This window comes from Streptomyces sp. SID4985, from assembly GCF_009863025.1.
Taxonomy (GTDB): domain Bacteria; phylum Actinomycetota; class Actinomycetes; order Streptomycetales; family Streptomycetaceae; genus Streptomyces.
On record NZ_WWIR01000644.1, the window covers coordinates 1 to 18,432 of the forward strand.

Below are 18,432 nucleotides of genomic sequence, written 5' to 3' on the forward strand. Positions count from 1 at the left end.
ACCTCGCCGTACACGTCCAGCTGGAGCTGGTCCACGGCGCTGTTGCCGATCCGGACCGGCGCCGAGCGCGCGAACCCGGCGAGCCAGGGCAGCTCGCTCTCCGGCAGCCGCCGCTCGCCCGCGACCCCGTACATGATCTGGAGGTCCTCGGGGCTGCCCGCGACCGCCCGGAGCAGCCAGTCACGCCACGCCTCGGCCTCCTCGTGGTAGCCCGCCGCGAGCAGCGTGCCGAGGGTCAGGGTGGAGTCGCGCAGCCAGCAGTACCGGTAGTCCCAGTTGCGCACTCCGCCGAGCTTCTCCGGGAGCGAGGTGGTCGCGGCGGCCACGATCCCGCCGGTCGGGCGGTAGGTGAGCGCCTTGAGGGTGATCAGCGAGCGGACCACGGCGTCCCGGTACGGCCCCTCGTACCGGCAGCGGCCCGCCCAGCTCCGCCAGTCGCGCACGCTGGACTCCAGCGCCTCGAACGGGTCGATCAGCCGGGGGCGCGGCTCGTGCGAGGGGTGCCAGGTGAGCACGAACGCCACCCGCTCGCCCTCCCCGATCGTGAACTCCGAGTGCGTGCCGAAGTCCTGCCCCCAGGTGCGCACCGGCGGCTCGGTGCGCAGCCACGTGGAGTCGGGCCCCGCGACAGCCACCCGGTGCCCGTCCGAGCGCCGCATCCACGGCACGATCGAGCCGTGGTCGAAACGCAGCCGCAGGGTGCTGTGCACGGTGACCCGCCCGCTGACGCCCTCCACGATCCGGACGACGTCGGGCATCCGGGCGCGCTGCGGCATCAGGTCGGTGACGCGCACGGTCCCGTCCTCGGTGTCCCACTCGGTGTCCAGGACGAGGGTGTCGGGCCGGTAGGCGCGCCGGGTGCACCGGTGCGCGCCCTTGGGGGCGATCCGCCAGTGGCCGTTGTCGTCGTCGCCGAGGAGCCGGGCGAAGCAGGCGCCGGAGTCGAAGCGGGGAAGGCACAGCCAGTCGATCGAGCCGTCCAGGCCGACCAGGGCGGCGGTCTGCTCGTCCCCGATGAGGGCGTAGTCCTCGATGCGCGCGTTCACGGGAAGCGGGTTCCCGGCGGGTCTGAGGGGCAATCAGCCGGTGCGGCCGGGGGAGTGACGCTCCCGTACGGGTGGCGCGGGCGCTATACGGCGGCGGGCTCGGTCTCCGGGGAGCTGCCCTCCGCGTCGCCCCCGGCCGCGGCCTCCGCCTCCGCCCGGTCCCGGATCTCGCGGCGGACCAGGAACCACCAGCCCACCGGGACACCGGCGGCGAACAGCCACCACTGGATCATGTACGCGTAGTTCAGCGGGGCGTCCTCGCTGCCCGGGCTGGAGATCTGCTCGGGGGTGTCGCCCCGGGGCGTGGGCGCGGTCTGCTCGACATAGCCGCCGAGCACCTTCGCGCCGAGGCGCCGGGTCTCCTCCGCGCTGTTGATCAGCATGATCTGGCGGTCGGGCAGACCCTTGACGTTCTTGATGCCGCTGGCCGCGGTCGTCTCGTCGGCCTTGAGCCGCCCGGTGATGGTCGTCTTCCCGGCCGGGGGCGCCGGGATCTTCGGGAAGGCCGTCTGCACGCCGTTGGCGGGAATCCAGCCCCGGTTGACCAGCAGGACCGTGCCGTCCGTCAGCCGCAGCGGGGTCAGGACGTGGAAGCCGACCTCGCCGTCGGAGCTGGTGCGGCGCCGGACGACCACCTCGTGGGCGGTGTCGAAGGTGCCGGTCGCGGTGACGGTGCGGTACTTGTCCAGCCGCGTCACGGCGTGGCCGGGGGAGGTGAGCCGCTCGACCGGGACGGGGTCGGCGTGCAGCGCCCGCGAGACCAGGTCGTTGCGGGCGGTGCGCTCCTCGTACCGGTGGTGCTGCCAGAAACCGAGCTTGATCATCGTCGGGATCAGCGCGATCGCGACGAGGGTGAGGATCACCCACTGGGGGGTCAGCAGGAAGCGGTAGCGGTGCACCCCACGACGGTACCCCCGGGCCGTGGGGCGCATTCGGGCGGGTACCGGGTCACACCCGGGCACCAGGTCACACCCGGTCGACCACCCCCGTCCTGCCCTCGGCCCGCGCGCAGTGGGCACCGCAGTACCAGTGGCCCTCCACCTCGACGCCCTGCCCGATGATCTGCACCCGGCAGTGCTCGCAGATGGGGGCCATGCGGTGGATGGCACAGGAGAAGCAGTCGAAGACGTGCACCGCGCCCTGCGCGTGGACCTCGAAGGTCATTCCGTAGTCATTGCCGCATACTTCGCATCTCGCCATGCGGCTCAGCGTGCGCCGTCCCGGGCCGACGGGCGAGCGGGGGCGGGGGCGAGTCGCGGCGAATCACCCGTCCGCCCGGACGCCTGGCATGCCCATCCGGTCACGCCCCATGGCCGGACCGGCTACGCCTCTCCGTCGGCCGACTCCACATCCCGCAGCAGTTGCCCGAACGCCGCCTCGTCCACCACCGGCGTGCCGAACTGGCGGGCCTTGGCCGTCTTGGAGGTGCCCGAGTCGGGGTCGTTGGTGACGAGCAGGCTGGTCAGCCGGGACAGGCTCGTCGCCACGTGCAGCCCGGCCTCGGTCGCCCGGTCCTCCAGCAGGTCGCGCTCGGTGGAGGTGTCGCCGGAGAACGCCACCCGCATGCCCTGCTTGAGCCTTTTGCCCGGTTCGTACCGTCCGGGGTTGGGGTACGGGCACGCGGGCCGCTTGCGCGCCGGACGCCAGCTCGACGAGCCCCCGTAACCGCCCCCGCCCTGGCGGCCGATGCGGGGCGCGTCCGACCACTCGGTGAGCGGACGGCACTCCAGCAGCGGCAGCCGTACGTTCCCCGCGGCGGCCGCGCGCAGGCTCGGCCGGAACGCCTCGGCCAGCACCCGCGCGTCGTCCAGGGCGTGGTGCGCGCGTTGCTGTACGACGCCGAAGTGCGCCGCGAGCGACTCCAGCTTGAAGTTGGGCAGCGGAAGGCCCAGCTCCTTGGAGAGCGCGATGGTGCACAGCCGCTGCCGCACCGGGGGCTCCTTGCTCGCGCGCGCGTACTCCCGCGCGATCATCTGCCAGTCGAAGACCGCGTTGTGCGCGACCAGCACCCGGTCCGCGAGCCGGGCCGCGAACTCCTCCGCGACCTCCGCGAAGAGCGGGGCCCCTTCGAGGACCTCGCTCGTCAGCCCGTGTATCCACACCGGGCCCGGATCGCGCTCGGGGTTGACCAGCGTGTACCAGTGGTCCTCGACCTCGCCGCGCGCGTCCAGACGGTAGACGGCGGCCGAGATGATCCGGTCGTCGCGGGCCAGGCCGGTGGTCTCCACGTCAACGACCGCGTATCCCTTCGGATACACGGTCGGCCACGGGCTGGAGGAGGACACAGCGGTCGCACGGTCTTCGAGCATGGTCATTGAGGATACGGGCCGCCGCCGACACCCAGGGCCCCCAGGGGCGGACGCCCCGCCCTCCCGGGGCGGCCGTCGTATGCCTGTACGGCCCTGGCCCGTATGCCTGTACGGCCCCGGGCGAGCGCCTGTTCCCACCGTGCGTCAGGGTGCCTTCCGAACCCCGCCCAGCGGGTACGGAGTTCCGGGCCGTCCCACTCTTTCCCCTGGTCCGGAGCCCCCTCGGCGCGCGGCACGCCTCCGGCACGGCGTACCGTGAGACGCGCTCGACCACCGCCGAGCCGCCCCCCGCAAGAGAAAGACCCGCACCATGCGCGCCACCACCATCCACGCCCCCTTCGACATGCGCGTGGAGGACGTGCCCGAGCCGGTGGTGCAGCTGCCCACCGACGCCGTCGTCCGGGTACTGCGCGCCTGCATCTGCGGCAGCGACCTGTGGGCCTACCGCGGCGAGGCCGCCCGCCAGGCAGGACAGCGCATCGGTCACGAGTTCCTCGGCGTCGTCGAGGAGACCGGCTCCGAGGTGGGCACGCTCCGGCGCGGGGACCTCGTGGTCGCCCCCTTCATGTGGTCCGACGGCACCTGCGAGTACTGCCGCGAGGGCCTGACCACCTCCTGCGTGCACGGCGGCTTCTGGGGCTCCGTCGGCTACGACGGCGGCCAGGGCGAGGCCGTTCGCGTGCCGTTCGCCGACGGCACCCTCGTCAAGCTGCCCAAGGAGGCGGCCGCCGACGACCACCTGCTGACCTCCCTGCTCACCCTGTCCGACGTGCTCGGCACCGGCCACCACGCCGCCCTCGGCGCGGGCGTCCGCCCCGGCTCCACGGTCGCCGTCGTCGGTGACGGCGCGGTCGGCCTGTGTGGCGTGCTCGCCGCCAAGCGGCTCGGCGCCGAGCGGATCATCGCGCTCGGCCGGCACGAGGTCCGCACCGAGATCGCCCGCCGCTTCGGCGCCACCGACGTGGTCGCCTCGCGCGGCGAGGAGGCCGTCGCCGCCGTCCGCGAGCTGACCCGGGGCCAGGGCGCGCACTGCGTGATCGAGGCCGTCGGCACCGAGCAGTCCATGAGCACGGCCGTCCACATCACCCGCGACGGCGGCTCCATCGGCTACGTCGGCGTCCCCCACGGCAGCGGCACCGGCCTCGACCTCAGCGTCATGTTCGACCGGAACATCGCCCTGCGCGGCGGCGTCGCCCCGGTCCGCGCCTACATCCCCGACCTGCTGCCCGACGTGCTCGACGGCACGATCGACCCCTCCCCGGTCTTCGACATGACCGTCGACATCGAGGGCGTCCCGGACGGCTACAAGGCGATGGACGAGCGCACGGCCCTCAAGGTGCTCGTCACCAACGGCTGAAACTCCACGCGGGTACGGCGGTTCAGGACCAGCGGATCGGCAGCGGCAGCGCCGTGAGCAGCCCCGAGACCGCCACCACCGCGCCCAGCACGGCCACCTCGGCCCGTGCGGGCGCGGCCGCGGCGAGCGGATCACCGCTCCGGCCCAGCCGTACCCGCGCCCACAGCGCGAGCACGGCGACGGCGGCGACGAGCAGCACCTTGGCGAGCAGGGTGCGCCCGTACGCCGTCGTCGTCAGCTGGTCCAGGACCGTGCCCGGCGGCATCCGGCGCAGCGTGCTCCACACCCCCGTCGCGGTCAGTACGGCGAGCAGGACGGCCGCCACGCGCGCGTACCGCCCGAGCAGCGCGGCGCCTTCCGTGCCGCCCTGCCACACCCGCAACGTCCGCAGGGTGTACGGCAGTCCGCCCGCCCACAGCGCCGCACAGGTCAGATGCGTGAGCGTGAGCAGTGAGCCGGTGAGCGGACCGTGCTCGGCGGACGGATGCGCGCGCAGCGCCTCCGCGAGCGACACGGCCGTCAGCGGCCACAGTTGGAGCCCAGGGCGGTACGAACGGGCGCACAGCGCGGCCAGCAGGAAGGCGTTGACCTCCAACAGGGCCAGCCTGCCGTCGCGGGAGGCGTAGAGGCCGCCGAGGTCGATCTGGCCGAGGTCGCGCGGCACGAGGTTGCCGGTGGCGACGACGGAGGCGAGGGCCAGCGCGGCGAGGCATCCGGCCGCGTTCGCCAACGGCGCCCAGGAACACGGCCGTTCACCGGGAACACCGGGCAGCCCGGCCGCCAGCCTCCCCGCGAACAGCTCGCCCAGCGACACGCTCAGCGCGGCGAACAGCACCCCGCGCAGCAGCGCCGTACCCCCCGCACCGGGCGCCGCCGCCTCCCCGGTGCCGTGCAGCGCGGCACCTGGGCCCAACAGCGGTACGAGCACGGCGAGAAGAGCGAGGGCCAGCATCGCCACGCCCCGCCGCACACCGGCCCGCGCCTCCGGAGAGGCGGCGGAAGAGGTGCGCGGAGAACTCACGCGACGATACTGGCCAATGGGGCGTTCACCGGACAAGTGCGCCTATGTGAAAGCCGGTTGAGGCGCCCTAACTCCAAGTCGCCGCGCTCGAACCCCAGGGAACCGGCGGAGTGGCCCAGTCCGTAGGCCCGCCCGTGAACGACACCGGAGGCCGCGAGTACCGCAACCGCCCCAAGGGGCTGTCCCGTTCGGCCAGCCAGACATCCTGGTCGTACTTCGGGCCGCCCAGGGACGGGTCGGGACCGGCCTCGTGGGTCAGCCAGTGCGCGGTCCGGGCGAGCGCGAGGCGCACCAGGCGCCCCTGGCCGTCGCGGGACCGTTCGCCCAGGGCCCGCAGGATGCCCGCCGCCATCAGATAGCCGGAGCCGTGGTCCAGGGCCTGCGCGGGCAGTGCGCCGGGCTCCATGGTCGAGCCCTCGGTGGCCGCGATGCCGGTCGCGACCTGGACGAGGCTGTCGAAGCCGCGCCGCTCGCGCCAGGGCCCGTACGTGCCCCACGCCGAGATCTGCGCGACGATCAGGCCGGGATACCGCTCGGACAGTGCCTCGGGGGAGAGGCCGAAGCGGTCGAGGGCGCCGGGGCGGTAGCCGGTGACGACCACGTCGGCCGAGGCCAGCAGCTCCTCCAACACCTTGGTGTCGGCGTCGAGTTCAATGGTGGTCGACCGCTTCCCGAACCCCGTGTCCGCGTGCTGGTCGGGGAGTTCGGGCAGCCCGGGCCCGTCCACGCGCAGCACGTCGGCGCCGAGCAGCGCGAGGGTACGGGTGGCCACGGGCCCGGCGAGGACACGGGTGAGGTCCAGGACACGCAGCCCGGCGGCGGGCAGCAGTGTCGACTCGCCCTCCAGGGGCGGGAGTTCGCGTGCCGAGGCGGCGCCGATCGGGGCGCGCTCCACCAGCGGACGCCGCGCCACCTCGGCGCCCTGCGGATGCGCCGCCCACTGTCCCGGGGTGCGCAGGGCCACCGCGAGGCCCCCGGCGGCGTACACCGCCTCCTCGATCTCCAGGGCGGGGCGCTCCAGGAACAGCCGCTCCACATCCTCGGGTTCGGCGCCGTCGGGCAGGCCCAGCGCGCCGAGGAGACGGAGCCGGTGGTGCGGATAGTTGGCGTGGGTGCGCACCCAGCCGTAGCCCGCCCGCCACCAGCGCGACAGCGGCGCGAAGTTGACCGGAGCGCGGCCGTCGATCCGCAGCACCCGCTCGCTGTGGAAGGCGGTGACGACCGCCCCGTCGTCCACCACGGCACGCGGCACCGCGCCGAGTCCGGCCCGCAGCGCGCCCAGTTCGGCCGCGGCCAGCGCGCACGTGCCCACGCACGCGCGCGCCAGCCGCTGCACCGGCAGATGGGCGATCAGCGCCGCGGGACGCTCCACGGAGACCAGCCGCGCGAGCAGCTCGGGATCGCCGCCCAGCGCGGCCCAGGCGGACTTGATCATGGGATCGGTCATGGAGGCACTATGGATCAGCCGCCGGTGAGCGACAAGGAGGCGCCCGTCTGCCGCGCGCCTCCCCCTCGCGCGTCCACCGGCCCTTCCGCCCGCGCGTCCACCGGCCCCTCGGCCGGAGTCTCCGCTAGCGCGTCACGGCCTTCAGCGCGTCCGCGATGCCCCGCCCGTAGAACCCGTTCCGGTTCTTCGTGCCCTCGCAGACCGCGTCCACCTTGCCGTCGCCGTTGATGTCGTACGGGTCGTCGCAGGCGGTGGGCGTCGCCTGCGCGTAGAGCAGGGCCTTGACCTGGGCCGGAGTGGCGTGCGGGTGCGTCGACTTGATCAGCGCGGCCACGCCCACGACGTGCGGGGTCGCCATCGACGTACCGGCCATGTAGCCCCAGGTGCCGCCGGGCAGCGGGCCCAGGATGAGGCCGCTGGTGGCCGGGGGAGCGGGGGTCTGGTAGGCGGTCGAGTCGCCGCCGGGCGCGGCGATGTCGATGACGCCCAGGCCGTAGTTGGAGAAGGAGGACTTCAGGCCCTTGGCGCCGGTCGCGGCGACGGTGACCACGCCCGGGAGCTGGGTCGGGATGTCGAAGCACTTGCGCGGGTCGATCGTCCGGTCCGAGGCGGTGCCGTCGTTCGGGGAGACCGGGTCGGTGATCGAGTCGGCCGCGAGGTCATAGCTCTCGTTGCCCGCCGCCGCGACGTTGACCGTGCCCTTGCGCTCCGCGTACCGCGAGGCCCGCTCCACGGCGGTGACCAGGGCCTTCTGGTCCGGGTCGCCGGTGCAGTTGAAGTACCAGGGGTCGGTGTAATAGCTGTTGTTGGTCACGTCCACGTGGTGCTCGGCCGCCCAGACGAAGCCGCAGACCACGGCCTCGGTGTAGAAGTAGCCGGCCGGGGTGGAGACCTTGATGCCCGCGACCTTCACGCCCGGGGCCACGCCCGTGATGCCGACGCCGTTCTTGGCGCCCGCTATCTCACCGGCGACATGCGTGCCGTGCGGGCTCTCCCCGGCGCCTGGCCGCCAGGCGCCGTCGGCCGTGTCCGGCTTGCCGGAGACGCAGTTGACGGAGGCCGAGCGGTCGAAGTTGGGCGCGATGTCCGGGTGGGTGTCGTCCACGCCGGTGTCGATGACCGCGACGGTGACCTTGCGGCTGCCGAGCGTCTTCTCGTGCGCCTTGTCGGCCTTGATGGCGGGCAGGTCCCACTGGAGCGGCTCCAGCGGGTCCTGGCCCTGCGCGGCGGACTTCTCCGCGTCGGCCAGCTGCGCCGCGCTGAGCGCCTTCGGCGTGCCGAGGTCGGCGGTGGACTGGGCGGGCAGCGGGGCGTTGCGGGTGGCACCGGCCGAGTCGACGCCGTGCACACGGCGGATGGCCTTGGCGAAGTCCGGGTTCGCGGAGTGGACGACGATCACGCCTATGCGGTCGTAACTCGTGACGACCGTGCCGCCGTTGCGTCCTATCGCGCGCCGCACCGACTCGATCGTGCGACGGTCCGCCGAGGTGTTGACGACGTACGACAGCGCGGGGCCGTCGTACGCGCGGGCGGAGGCGTCCGACTCCTGCCCGGCCGGGGCCGTCGGCGCCGCCGCCGAGGCCGTCGCCGGCAGGAAGCCGAGCGACGCGGTCAGGGAGAGCACGAGCGGCACGGCCGGCGCGAAACGGCGCCGGGAGCGCAGATGAGCCATGAAAACTCCACATCATCCGGATGAAGGACCGCCCGGGACACGCGGGGCCACCGGGCAGGTACATGACGGGTGGGCAGAGCGAAACTATCCCTTTCGACGCGATGTCCGAAAGGGCGAAAGGGAGTTGAACCGCCCGGCCCGGCCCGCCGTGCCCCCTGAGAGGGGCGCGTGCGGATCACGTTCCCCCGGCGGAATCACGGTGCGGAGCCGGGCATTGACTCCGGGTAACGTGATCACGTCCCATGAGGTCGGCAAGCGCATGCCCGGACGCGAGGAGACTTGAGTGGCCACCGAGACACCGCCCCCCGCGAAGCCCCAACCATCACTTCCCTCCACCGAGGAGTTCACCGAGGTACAGCAGAGCGCGGAGTTCGGTGAACTGCGCCACGCGCACCGCTCCTTCGCGTTCCCCCTGACGATCGCCTTCGTCGCCTGGTACCTGCTCTACGTCCTGCTCTCCTGCTACGCGGAGGGCTTCATGGGCACCAAGGTCGCGGGCAACGTCAACGTGGCGCTCGTCCTGGGCCTCGCCCAGTTCCTGACCACGTTCCTCATCGCCTGGTGGTACGCCCGCCACGCCGCCGCCAAGCTCGACCCCAAGGCCGAGGCCATCAAGTCCCGGATGGAGGGCGGCGCATGAGCCCCGCACAGCACACGATCGAGGCCCAGCACACACTGCTCGCGGCCGGGGAGGCGAGCGAGCACCGGCCGCTGATCATCAGCCTGTTCGCGGTGTTCGTCCTCGCGACCCTCGTCATCACCGTCTGGGCGGGCCGCCAGACCAAGAGCGCCGCCGACTTCTACGCGGGCGGCCGCCAGTTCACCGGCTTCCAGAACGGACTCGCCGTCTCCGGCGACTACATGTCCGCCGCGTCCTTCCTCGGCATCGCGGGCGCCATCGCGCTCTTCGGCTACGACGGCTTCCTGTACTCCGTCGGCTTCCTGGTCGCCTGGCTGGTCGCGCTGCTCCTGGTCGCCGAACCGCTGCGCAACTCCGGCCGCTACACGATGGGCGACGTGCTCGCCTACCGGATGCGCCAGCGCCCGGTCCGCACGGCCGCGGGCGTCTCCACCATCGTCGTCTCGATCTTCTACCTGCTCGCGCAGATGGCGGGCGCGGGCGTCCTGGTCTCGCTGCTGCTCGGCATCACCAGCGACGGCGGCAAGATCGGCATCGTCGCTCTGGTCGGCGTCCTGATGATCGTGTACGTCACCATCGGCGGCATGAAAGGCACCACCTGGGTCCAGATGGTCAAGGCGGTCCTGCTGATCGTCGGCGCCCTGCTGCTGACCTTCCTGGTGCTGCTGAAGTTCCACTTCAACATCTCCGAGCTGCTCGGCAAGGCCGCCGACACCAGCGGCAAGGGCGCGGGCTTCCTGGAGCCCGGCCTGAAGTACGGCGCCACCGGCACCACCAAGTTGGACTTCATCTCGCTCGGCATCGCCCTGGTCCTCGGCACGGCCGGACTGCCGCACATCCTGATCCGCTTCTACACGGTTCCCACCGCCAAGGCCGCCCGCAAGTCCGTGATCTGGGCCATCGGCCTCATCGGCGCCTTCTACCTGATGACCCTCGCCCTCGGCTTCGGCGCCGCCGCGCTCATCAAGCCCGCGGAGATCATCGGCTCCAACAAGGCGGGCAACACGGCCGCGCCCCTGCTCGCGCTGCATCTCGGCGGAGTCGACTCCAACTGGGGCGCCGTCCTCCTCGCGACCATCTCCGCCGTCGCCTTCGCCACCATCCTCGCGGTGGTCGCGGGCCTGACGCTGGCCTCGTCGTCGTCCTTCGCGCACGACATCTACGCCAACGTCATCAAGAGGGGCCAGGCCACCGAGAAGCAGGAGGTCGGCGCGGCCCGCTGGGCCACCGTCGGCATCGGCGCCGTCTCCATCGTGCTCGGCGCCCTCGCCCGCGACCTGAACGTGGCCGGACTGGTCGCGCTCGCCTTCGCCGTCGCCGCCTCGGCAAACCTGCCGACACTGCTCTACAGCCTGTTCTGGAAGCGGTTCACCACCACCGGCGCCCTGTGGTCGATCTACGGCGGCCTGGTCACCGCCGTCGGCCTGGTGCTGTTCTCGCCGGTCGTCTCCGGCAAGCCCACCTCGATGTTCCCCGACGTGGACTTCCACTGGTTCCCGCTGGAGAACCCCGGCATCATCTCGATCCCGGTCGGCTTCCTGCTGGGCGCGGTCGGCACCCTGCTCTCCAAGGAGGTCCCGGACGCGGGCAAGTACGCCGAGCTGGAGGTACGGTCCCTGACCGGCACCGGGGCGCACTGAGCACCGCGTCACGACATCACGGCCGCGCCGCGCGGGCACCTCGCCCGTACGGCGCGGCCGGACCGTTTCTCCACACCCACGCCCGCTCGCGGCTGTCGATGTCAGCACTCTCGCGTAGGCTCGCAGGTGACGGAAAAAGAGCGGTCCGGAAAACGATCGGTCCAGACCGGGAAGCGAGGGAGGGGGCCCACGTGCTCATCGACACCTACGGCCGAGTGGCCACCGACCTGAGGGTCTCGCTGACCGACCGGTGCAATCTGCGCTGCACGTACTGCATGCCCGAAGAGGGCCTGCAGTGGCTGGCCAAGCCCGACCTGCTCACGGACGACGAGATCGTCCGCCTGATCGACATCGCGGTGCGTCTCCTCGGCATCGAGGAGGTCCGCTTCACCGGCGGCGAGCCGCTGCTGCGCCCCGGCCTGGTCGGCATCGTCGAGCGCGTCGCGGCCCTGGAGCCGCGCCCCCAGATGTCGATCACCACCAACGGCATCGGCCTCAAGCGCACCGCCGAGGCCCTCAAGGCGGCCGGCCTCGACCGGGTCAACGTCTCCCTGGACACCCTGCGCCCCGACGTCTTCAAGACCCTCACCCGGCGCGACCGCCACCAGGACGTGCTGGACGGCCTGAAGGCCGCGAGCGACGCCGGACTCACCCCGGTCAAGGTCAACTCGGTCCTGATGCCGGGCCTGAACGCGGACGAGGCTCCCGACCTGCTCGCCTGGGCGTTGGAGCACGAGTACGAACTCCGCTTCATCGAGCAGATGCCGCTCGACGCCCAGCACGGCTGGAAGCGCGAGGGCATGGTCACCGCGGCCGACATCCTCGCCTCGCTGCGCACCCGCTTCGAGCTCACCGACGAGAACGCGGGCGAGCGCGGCTCGGCACCGGCCGAGCGCTGGCTCGTGGACGGCGGCCCGCAGCGGGTCGGCGTCATCGCCTCGGTCACCCGCCCGTTCTGCGCGGCCTGCGACCGCACCCGGCTCACGGCCGACGGACAGATACGCACCTGCCTGTTCGCCACCGAGGAGACCGACCTGCGCGCGGCCCTGCGCTCGGACGCCGAGGACAAGGAGATCGCGGACATCTGGCGCACCGCGATGTGGGGCAAGAAGGCGGGCGCGGGCCTGGACGACCCGTCGTTCGTGCAGCCCGACCGCCCGATGTCAGCGATCGGCGGCTGAGTCTTCCCAGTCCTTCAGCAGGACGACATCCTTCAGGAAGCCCCGCACCCCGAGGAACTGCGACAGATGCTCGCGGTGCTCCTCGCAGGCGAGCCAGGTCTTCCGCCGCTCCGGCGTGTGGATCTTCGGGTTGTTCCACGCGAGCACCCAGACGGCGTCGGCACGGCAGCCCTTGGCGGAGCAGATCGGTGTGTCACTCACGGTTTCGTCTCACAAAAAACGGCTGCGAACATGGCGACGCCGAGCAGCCACGGGGGGAGCTGCCCGGCGTCGGTCCGTCGCTCCGACGGGGGATGCGGAGCGCGTACGAAGTATGTCACGCATCACCCGCGACCCGGCACCGGAACAGCGCGATTGAACTGAGCTTTTCCTGAGCTTGGCGGGAAGTCGTCTTCCGCTTTTGAGGCGTCCTTCCAGCTCAGGATCGGTCCGGCCGTTCGCCGCGTGCCTCCGCCGCAGGCCCCGCCGAGGGCTCCGCGGGGCCGGATTCCGACCGTGCCTCCTGCGCGCCCGCACCCGGGGCGATCATCGGCTTGGACGGCGTGACGACGAAGGTCGAGGGCAGCGACGGCGGCCGCTCCCGGCCCGCGTTGGCGATGACCACGGCGATGTACGGCAGCAGGGCGCCGAGCACCAGCGCCACGATGGCGACGTACCGCTCCACGTTCCACAGCGAGGCCGCGAGGATCACCGACACGGTCCGGATCGACATGGAGATGACGTACCGCCGCTGCCGGCCCCGCACGTCCTCGGCGAGTCCGGTCCGGGCGCCGGTGATCCGGAACACCTGTCCGTCGCCACGCTGCTTGAGCATCTCAGTCCACCATCCGACCGCAAGGGACTCGTCCCCGTCCCGTACGAGCGTCCGGCCCGTCGGGGAAACCGGTCCGGAACACCCCCCACGGTACGCCGCCCCGGCCCCCGGCTCGATACCGGGGCGGCCCTCTGCCTGCGGCGACCGGAGGATGCCCCGTCGCATACGGCGGCACCCGGTGTGCGCGGTGCGAGGGGCGCGCCCAGACTGGGGCCGAGGACACGGGACGGGACCGGGTCGGACCGTTACGAGGGAGGCGGCCATGGGCTGGCTGTGGGCGATCATCGTGGGATTCGTGCTGGGCGTCATCGCCAAGGCGATCATCCCCGGCAAGCAGCACAGCCCCCTGTGGCTGACCGTCATCGCAGGCACGATCGGCGGCCTGGTCGGCAACGCGGTCGCCCGCGCGGTCGGGGTCGGGGAGACCCGGGGCATCGACTGGACCCGGCATCTCTTCCAGCTCGTCGCCGCGATCATCATCGTGTTCGTCGTCGACCGGCTCTACATGGAGACGCTGGGCAAGAGAAAACAGCGCCAGGTCTGAGGCCCGGCGGAGATACCGAGGGGGTGGCTTCCACAGCGGAAGCCACCCCCTCGGGTCGTGCTCAGGTACCTCGGTCCGTGCTCAGGCCCCGGTGACCTCGACGGCGGCCAGGTTCTTCTTGCCCCGGCGCAGCACCAGCCAGCGGCCGTGCAGCAGGTCCCCGGTGGTCGGCACGGCGTCCTCGGCGGCGACCTTGACGTTGTTCACGTAGGCACCGCCCTCCTTCACCGTGCGGCGCGCGGCCGACTTGCTGGCGACCAGACCGACCTCGGCGAACAGGTCGGTCACCAGACCCAGCTCGGCGACCTGGACGTGCGGGACCTCGGACAGCGCGGCCGCGAGGGTGCGCTCGTCCAGCTCCGCCAGCTCGCCCTGGCCGAAGAGGGCCTTGGACGCGGCGACCACGGCGGCCGTCTGGTCGGCGCCGTGCACCAGCGTCGTCAGCTCCTCGGCCAGCGCGCGCTGGGCGGCACGGGCCTGCGGACGCTCCTCGGTCTGCCGCTCCAGCTCCTCGATCTCCTCGCGGGACTTGAAGCTGAAGATGCGCAGGAACTTGGAGACGTCCCTGTCGTCCGCGTTCAGCCAGAACTGGTAGAACGCGTACGGCGTGGTCATCTCCGCGTCCAGCCACACCGTGCCCGACTCGGTCTTGCCGAACTTGGTGCCGTCCGCCTTGGTGATCAGCGGGGTGCCCAGGGCGTGCACCACGGCATCGGGGTCGACCCGGTGGATCAGGTCGGTGCCCGAGGTGAGGTTGCCCCACTGGTCGCTGCCGCCGGTCTGGAGCGTGCAGCCGTAGCGCCGGTAGAGCTCCAGGAAGTCCATGCCCTGGAGGATCTGGTAGCTGAACTCGGTGTAGCTGATGCCCGCGTCCGAGTTCAGGCGGCGGGAGACGGCCTCCTTGGCGATCATCTTGTTCACCCGGAAGTGCTTGCCGATGTCGCGCAGGAACTCGATGGCCGACATGCCCTGGGTCCAGTCCAGGTTGTTGACCATGACGGCCGCGTTCGGGCCCTCGAAGTCCAGCAGCGGCTGGATCTGGGCGCGCAGCCGCTCCACCCACTGGGCGACGATCTCCGGCGCGTTCAGCGTGCGCTCGGCGGTGGGCTTCGGGTCGCCGATCAGACCGGTGGCGCCCCCGACCAGGCCCAGCGGGCGGTGGCCCGCGTCCTGGATACGGCGCATGGTCAGGATCTGGACCAGGTTGCCGAGGTGCAGGCTGGGCGCGGTCGGGTCGAAGCCGCAATAGAACGTGACGGGACCGTCCGCGAACGCCTTGCGCAGCGCGTCTTCGTCGGTGGAGAGGGCGATCAGCCCGCGCCACTTCAGTTCGTCGACGATGTCCGTCACGGTTCTCGTGTCTCCTTGAAGATCAGTCGACTGTCCGATGACAGCCGACTACGAGGTTATACGCCCTGGCTGACAGAGCTCATATTGAAATCCGGGATGCGCAGCGCGGGCATCGCGGCCCGGGTGAACCAGTCGCTCCACTCGCGCGGCAGCGTGCGCTCGGTGCGCCCGGCCTCGGAGGCCCGTCCGAGCAGTCCGACCGGCGACTCGTTGAACCGGAAGTTGTTCACCTGCCCGGTGACCTCGCCGTTCTCCACCAGGTACACGCCGTCCCTGGTCAGACCGGTGAGCAGCAGGGTCGCCGGGTCCACCTCGCGGATGTACCAGAGGCAGGTCAGCAGCAGTCCGCGCTCGGTGTTCGCGACCATCTCGTCCAGCGAGCGGTCCTCGCCGCCGTCCAGGATCAGGTTCCCGAGCGCCGGGGCGACGGGCAGACCGGTCAGGCCCGCGCCGTGCCGGGTGGTGGTGAGGTTGCGCAGGACACCCTCGCCGATCCAGTCGGTGGGCTGGACGGGCAGCCCGTTGTCGAAGACGGACTGGTCGCCGCCGGAGGAGTGCGCCACCACGAAGGGCGCGCATTCGAGACCCGGCTCGTTCGGGTCGCTGCGCAGGGTGAGCGGCAGCTCGCTGAGCCGGTCGCCGACCCGGGTGCCGCCGCCCGGCTTGGAGAACACCGTGCGCCCCTCGGCCGCGTCCCGGCCCGAGGACGACCACAGCTGGTAGATCAGCAGGTCGGCCACGGCGGACGGCGGCAGCAGCGTCTCGTACCGCCCGGCGGGCAGCTCCACGCGCCGCTCGGCCCACCCGAGACGTACGGCCAGCTCGGCGTCCAGCGCGGCCGGGTCGACGTCCTTGAAGTCCCGCGTGGAGCGCCCGGCCCAGGCCGAGCGGGTGCGGTCGGGCGACTTGGCGTTCAGCTCCAGGGTGCCGGTCGGCTGGTCGTGCCTGAGGCGGAGCCCGGTGGAGGTGCCGAGGTAGGTCGAGACCATCTCGTGGTTGGCGAAGCCGTACAGCTCGCGGCCGCCCGCGCGGGCCCGCGCGAACGACTCACCCAGGGCGGGCGCGAAGTCCGCGAAGACGGCGGAGGAGGTCTCCAGGGGCGCGTCCGTGAAGTCGGGGGAGTGCGGCACCCCGCTGACCAGCGGCTGAGCGTCCTCGGCCGGACCGGCCGCCCGCGCGGCGGCCTCGGCGGCCCGCACCAGCGGCTCCAGGTCCTCGTCCGTGACGGCGGACCGCGAGACGACCCCGGAGGCGGTGCCCTGCTGCCCGTTCACGGTCGCGATCACCGTGAGGGTACGGCCCCGGGTCACGCCGTTGGTCGTGAGCGCGTTGCCCGCCCAACGGAGGTTGGCGGTGGAGTACTCGTCCGCGAGGACGACACAGCCGTCCGCCCGGGACAGCGCGAGGGCCCGCTCGACGACCTCGTGCGGCTTGCTGGTGCGCGGGCTCATCGACCGGCCTCCTGAGTCGTGTTCAGAATGTTGACGCCCTTGAACAGAGCGGAGGGGCAGCCGTGCGAGACGGCGGCGACCTGGCCCGGCTGGGCCTTGCCGCAGTTGAAGGCACCGCCGAGCACATAGGTCTGCGGACCGCCCACGGCGGCCATCGAACCCCAGAAGTCGGTGGTCGTGGCCTGATAGGCGACGTCCCGCAGCTGACCGGTGATGCGCCCGTTCTCGATCCGGAAGAACCGCTGCCCGGTGAACTGGAAGTTGTACCGCTGCATGTCGATGGACCAGGACCGGTCACCGACGACATAGATCCCCCGGTCCACGCCCCCGATCAGGTCCTCGGTGGAGAGCCCGGCGGGGTCCGGCTGGAGCGACACGTTGGCCATGCGCTGTACGGGCACATGCGCGGGGGAGTCCGCGAAGGCACACCCGTTGGACCGGTCGAACCCGGTCAACTTGGCGATCCGACGGTCCAGTTGGTATCCGACCAGCGTGCCGTCCTTCACCAGGTCCCAGGACTGCGCGGCCACACCCTCGTCGTCGTAGCCGACGGTCGCGAGCCCGTGCTCGGCGGTGCGGTCACCGGTGACGTTCATCCGCTCGGAGCCGTACTTCAGCTTGCCGAGCTGGTCGAAGGTGGCGAAGGAGGTACCGGCGTACGCGGCCTCGTAGCCAAGGGCGCGGTCCAACTCCGTTGCGTGACCGATGGATTCGTGGATGGTGAGCCACAGGTTGGACGGGTCCACGACGAGGTCGTACAGCCCCGGCTCCACGCTGGGTGCCCGCATCTTCTCGGCCAACAGCTCCGGGATCCGCTCCAGTTCGGAGTCCCAGTCCCACCCGGTGCCCTTGAGGTACTCCCAGCCACGCCCCACCGGCGGAGCGAGGGTGCGCATCGAGTCGAACTCACCGCTGGAGTCGTCCACGCAGACGGCCGTCAACTCCGGGTGCAGCCGGACGCGTTGCTGCGTCGTCACGGTCCCGGCGGTGTCCGCGTAGAACTTGTTCTCGTGCACGGTGAGCAGTGAGGCGTCCACATGGCTCACGCCCTGGGCCGTGAGCAGCCGGTTGCTCCACTCCGCGAGCAGCGCGGCCTTCTCCTCGTCCGGCACGGAGAAGGGGTCGATCTCGTACGAGGACACCCAGGTCTTGTCGGCGTGCACGGGCTCGTTCGCCAACTCCACCCGCTCGTCCGACCCGGCCGCCTTGATGACCTTCGCGGACAGCTTGGCCATCGCGACGGCCTGCGAGGCGACCTTGGCTGCGCCGTCCATGGTGAGGTCCACCCCGGAGGCGAACCCCCAACTCCCCCCGTGTACGACCCGTACGGCGTACCCGAGGTCGGTGGTGTCCGACGACCCGGCCGGCTTGGCGTCCCTCAACCGCCACGATGCGCTGCGCACCTTCTCCAGCCGGAAGTCGGCGTGCTCGGCACCGAGTGCGCGGGCGCGGGCGAGGGCGGCGTCGGCGAGGGCGCGTAGGGGGAGTGCCAGGAACGTCGGTTCGATGCCATGGGCCACAGGTGGTTCCCCCAGGTCAAGGCTTTCGCTGCCGGAGCGGTTGTGCAGCGAGACGGATAGGTCGAAGTGAAGTATGTCGTGTACGTTCGCGGCGGTACCACCGACAATCGCGCCGCGGACCGATGCCCTGCACACGGAATTGCCGCAGGCGTGTGCTCAGGAAGAACACTGATGGCATCATGACGCCATGCAGGGGTGGGGGAAGGGTTTCCGTGCTTGGCTCTTGTCACTCGACGAGCCCGGAGCACGTGCGCTGCTGACATGGAATCAGTGTTTGCGCGATCGCGCGTGTGGACCCCGCCACGAGACGCGGTCTTCTTCGCCGGTGACCCGGCGCGAGCTGAATACCTTCCGGGTGTGGGTTACGCGAGCGAAGCAGCATCAGCTGGACTCGGCCGCCAGATGCGGGCTGACCTGGGCGTGCAGGGTGTTGATCGACA

At 71.7% G+C, this 18,432-nt stretch carries 17 protein-coding genes; 5 read left to right on the top strand and 12 right to left on the bottom strand.

Features of this window, described 5'->3' with window-relative positions; all coding sequences use genetic code 11:
* From GTW40_RS27670 to GTW40_RS27685, 4 genes are all read right to left on the bottom strand, one after another.
* Positions 1–1,046, bottom strand: a 1,046-nt coding sequence (locus tag GTW40_RS27670; protein ID WP_161182866.1) for a glycoside hydrolase family 15 protein, incomplete at its 3' end; no start/stop codon positions are given.
* Between the two features lie 83 nt (positions 1,047–1,129).
* The gene (locus tag GTW40_RS27675; RefSeq protein ID WP_202486504.1) at positions 1,130–1,978 is read right to left on the bottom strand and encodes an SURF1 family protein; all 849 of its coding nucleotides are present in this window, start codon (positions 1,976–1,978) and stop codon (positions 1,130–1,132) included.
* Between the two features lie 34 nt (positions 1,979–2,012).
* The gene (locus tag GTW40_RS27680) at positions 2,013–2,246 is read right to left on the bottom strand and encodes a hypothetical protein (protein WP_020939201.1); all 234 of its coding nucleotides are present in this window, start codon (positions 2,244–2,246) and stop codon (positions 2,013–2,015) included.
* 122 nt (positions 2,247–2,368) lie between these two features.
* Positions 2,369–3,355: a DEDDh family exonuclease gene (locus tag GTW40_RS27685; protein ID WP_161182868.1), complete on the bottom strand. Its 987-nt coding sequence runs from the start codon at positions 3,353–3,355 to the stop codon at positions 2,369–2,371.
* A gap of 310 nt (positions 3,356–3,665) precedes the next feature.
* On the opposite strand from GTW40_RS27685, the gene GTW40_RS27690 reads away from it, so the two are divergent.
* On the top strand, positions 3,666–4,712 hold the full coding sequence (locus GTW40_RS27690; protein ID WP_161182869.1) for a zinc-dependent alcohol dehydrogenase family protein: 1,047 nt from the start codon (positions 3,666–3,668) through the stop codon (positions 4,710–4,712).
* Between the two features lie 22 nt (positions 4,713–4,734).
* On the opposite strand, the gene GTW40_RS27695 is transcribed toward GTW40_RS27690, so the two are convergent.
* The 3 genes from GTW40_RS27695 to GTW40_RS27705 all read right to left on the bottom strand — a co-directional run bounded on the left by GTW40_RS27695 (position 4,735) and on the right by GTW40_RS27705 (position 8,852).
* Positions 4,735–5,682: a CopD family protein gene (locus tag GTW40_RS27695; protein WP_343245805.1), complete on the bottom strand. Its 948-nt coding sequence runs from the start codon at positions 5,680–5,682 to the stop codon at positions 4,735–4,737.
* A 118-nt stretch (positions 5,683–5,800) separates the two neighbouring features.
* Positions 5,801–7,180, bottom strand: a complete 1,380-nt coding sequence (locus GTW40_RS27700) for a CoA transferase (protein WP_161182871.1) — start codon at positions 7,178–7,180, stop codon at positions 5,801–5,803.
* Between the two features lie 124 nt (positions 7,181–7,304).
* Positions 7,305–8,852, bottom strand: a complete 1,548-nt coding sequence (locus tag GTW40_RS27705; protein WP_161182872.1) for a S8 family serine peptidase — start codon at positions 8,850–8,852, stop codon at positions 7,305–7,307.
* A 283-nt stretch (positions 8,853–9,135) separates the two neighbouring features.
* Here GTW40_RS27705 and GTW40_RS27710 point away from each other — a divergent pair, with 283 nt between their 5' ends.
* From GTW40_RS27710 to moaA, 3 genes are all read left to right on the top strand, one after another.
* Positions 9,136–9,492 (top strand): DUF485 domain-containing protein, encoded by a 357-nt coding sequence (locus GTW40_RS27710; protein WP_161182873.1) that lies wholly within the window; start codon positions 9,136–9,138, stop codon positions 9,490–9,492.
* On the top strand, positions 9,489–11,132 hold the full coding sequence (locus tag GTW40_RS27715) for a cation acetate symporter (protein WP_161182874.1): 1,644 nt from the start codon (positions 9,489–9,491) through the stop codon (positions 11,130–11,132). Before GTW40_RS27710 ends, GTW40_RS27715 begins: the two co-directional genes overlap by 4 nt.
* 191 nt (positions 11,133–11,323) lie before the next feature.
* Entirely contained in the window at positions 11,324–12,313 is a 990-nt protein-coding gene (gene moaA / locus GTW40_RS27720; RefSeq protein ID WP_343245804.1) for a GTP 3',8-cyclase MoaA, read from the top strand.
* On the opposite strand, the gene GTW40_RS27725 is transcribed toward moaA, so the two are convergent.
* Both GTW40_RS27725 and GTW40_RS27730 read right to left on the bottom strand, forming a co-directional pair.
* Positions 12,296–12,514, bottom strand: coding sequence for a hypothetical protein (locus GTW40_RS27725; RefSeq protein ID WP_161182875.1), 219 nt, complete (start codon positions 12,512–12,514; stop codon positions 12,296–12,298). The two genes, moaA and GTW40_RS27725, sit on opposite strands and share 18 nt — an antisense overlap.
* 217 nt (positions 12,515–12,731) lie before the next feature.
* On the bottom strand, positions 12,732–13,127 hold the full coding sequence (locus GTW40_RS27730) for a DUF3099 domain-containing protein (protein ID WP_161182876.1): 396 nt from the start codon (positions 13,125–13,127) through the stop codon (positions 12,732–12,734).
* A gap of 262 nt (positions 13,128–13,389) precedes the next feature.
* Between GTW40_RS27730 and GTW40_RS27735 the strand changes: the two genes are divergently transcribed.
* Entirely contained in the window at positions 13,390–13,671 is a 282-nt protein-coding gene (locus tag GTW40_RS27735) for a GlsB/YeaQ/YmgE family stress response membrane protein (protein ID WP_161182877.1), read from the top strand.
* A gap of 81 nt (positions 13,672–13,752) precedes the next feature.
* Here GTW40_RS27735 and tyrS read toward each other — a convergent pair whose 3' ends face one another.
* The 3 genes from tyrS to GTW40_RS27750 are packed head-to-tail and all read right to left on the bottom strand — an operon-like array spanning position 13,753 to position 17,992.
* Positions 13,753–15,021, bottom strand: coding sequence for a tyrosine--tRNA ligase (tyrS, locus tag GTW40_RS27740; RefSeq protein ID WP_161182878.1), 1,269 nt, complete (start codon positions 15,019–15,021; stop codon positions 13,753–13,755).
* A 56-nt stretch (positions 15,022–15,077) separates the two neighbouring features.
* On the bottom strand, positions 15,078–16,472 hold the full coding sequence (locus GTW40_RS27745) for a TldD/PmbA family protein (protein WP_161182879.1): 1,395 nt from the start codon (positions 16,470–16,472) through the stop codon (positions 15,078–15,080).
* Positions 16,469–17,992 carry a TldD/PmbA family protein gene (locus GTW40_RS27750; protein WP_161182880.1) on the bottom strand — a complete coding sequence of 508 codons (1,524 nt, stop codon included), beginning with the start codon at positions 17,990–17,992 and terminating at the stop codon, positions 16,469–16,471. The genes GTW40_RS27745 and GTW40_RS27750 overlap by 4 nt, the downstream gene beginning before the upstream one ends.
* Between the last annotated feature and the right edge of the window lie 440 nt (positions 17,993–18,432).

Coding starts and splice junctions, on each gene's coding strand:
- GTW40_RS27735 (WP_161182877.1), top strand. CDS start 13,390: ATGGGCTGGCTGTGGGCGATCATCGTGGGATTCGTGCTGGGCGTCATC.
- GTW40_RS27675 (WP_202486504.1), bottom strand. CDS start 1,978: ATGCGCCCCACGGCCCGGGGGTACCGTCGTGGGGTGCACCGCTACCGC.
- GTW40_RS27680 (WP_020939201.1), bottom strand. CDS start 2,246: ATGGCGAGATGCGAAGTATGCGGCAATGACTACGGAATGACCTTCGAG.
- GTW40_RS27700 (WP_161182871.1), bottom strand. CDS start 7,180: ATGACCGATCCCATGATCAAGTCCGCCTGGGCCGCGCTGGGCGGCGAT.
- GTW40_RS27715 (WP_161182874.1), top strand. CDS start 9,489: ATGAGCCCCGCACAGCACACGATCGAGGCCCAGCACACACTGCTCGCG.
- GTW40_RS27705 (WP_161182872.1), bottom strand. CDS start 8,852: ATGGCTCATCTGCGCTCCCGGCGCCGTTTCGCGCCGGCCGTGCCGCTC.
- GTW40_RS27745 (WP_161182879.1), bottom strand. CDS start 16,472: ATGAGCCCGCGCACCAGCAAGCCGCACGAGGTCGTCGAGCGGGCCCTC.
- GTW40_RS27690 (WP_161182869.1), top strand. CDS start 3,666: ATGCGCGCCACCACCATCCACGCCCCCTTCGACATGCGCGTGGAGGAC.
- GTW40_RS27685 (WP_161182868.1), bottom strand. CDS start 3,355: ATGCTCGAAGACCGTGCGACCGCTGTGTCCTCCTCCAGCCCGTGGCCG.
- GTW40_RS27730 (WP_161182876.1), bottom strand. CDS start 13,127: ATGCTCAAGCAGCGTGGCGACGGACAGGTGTTCCGGATCACCGGCGCC.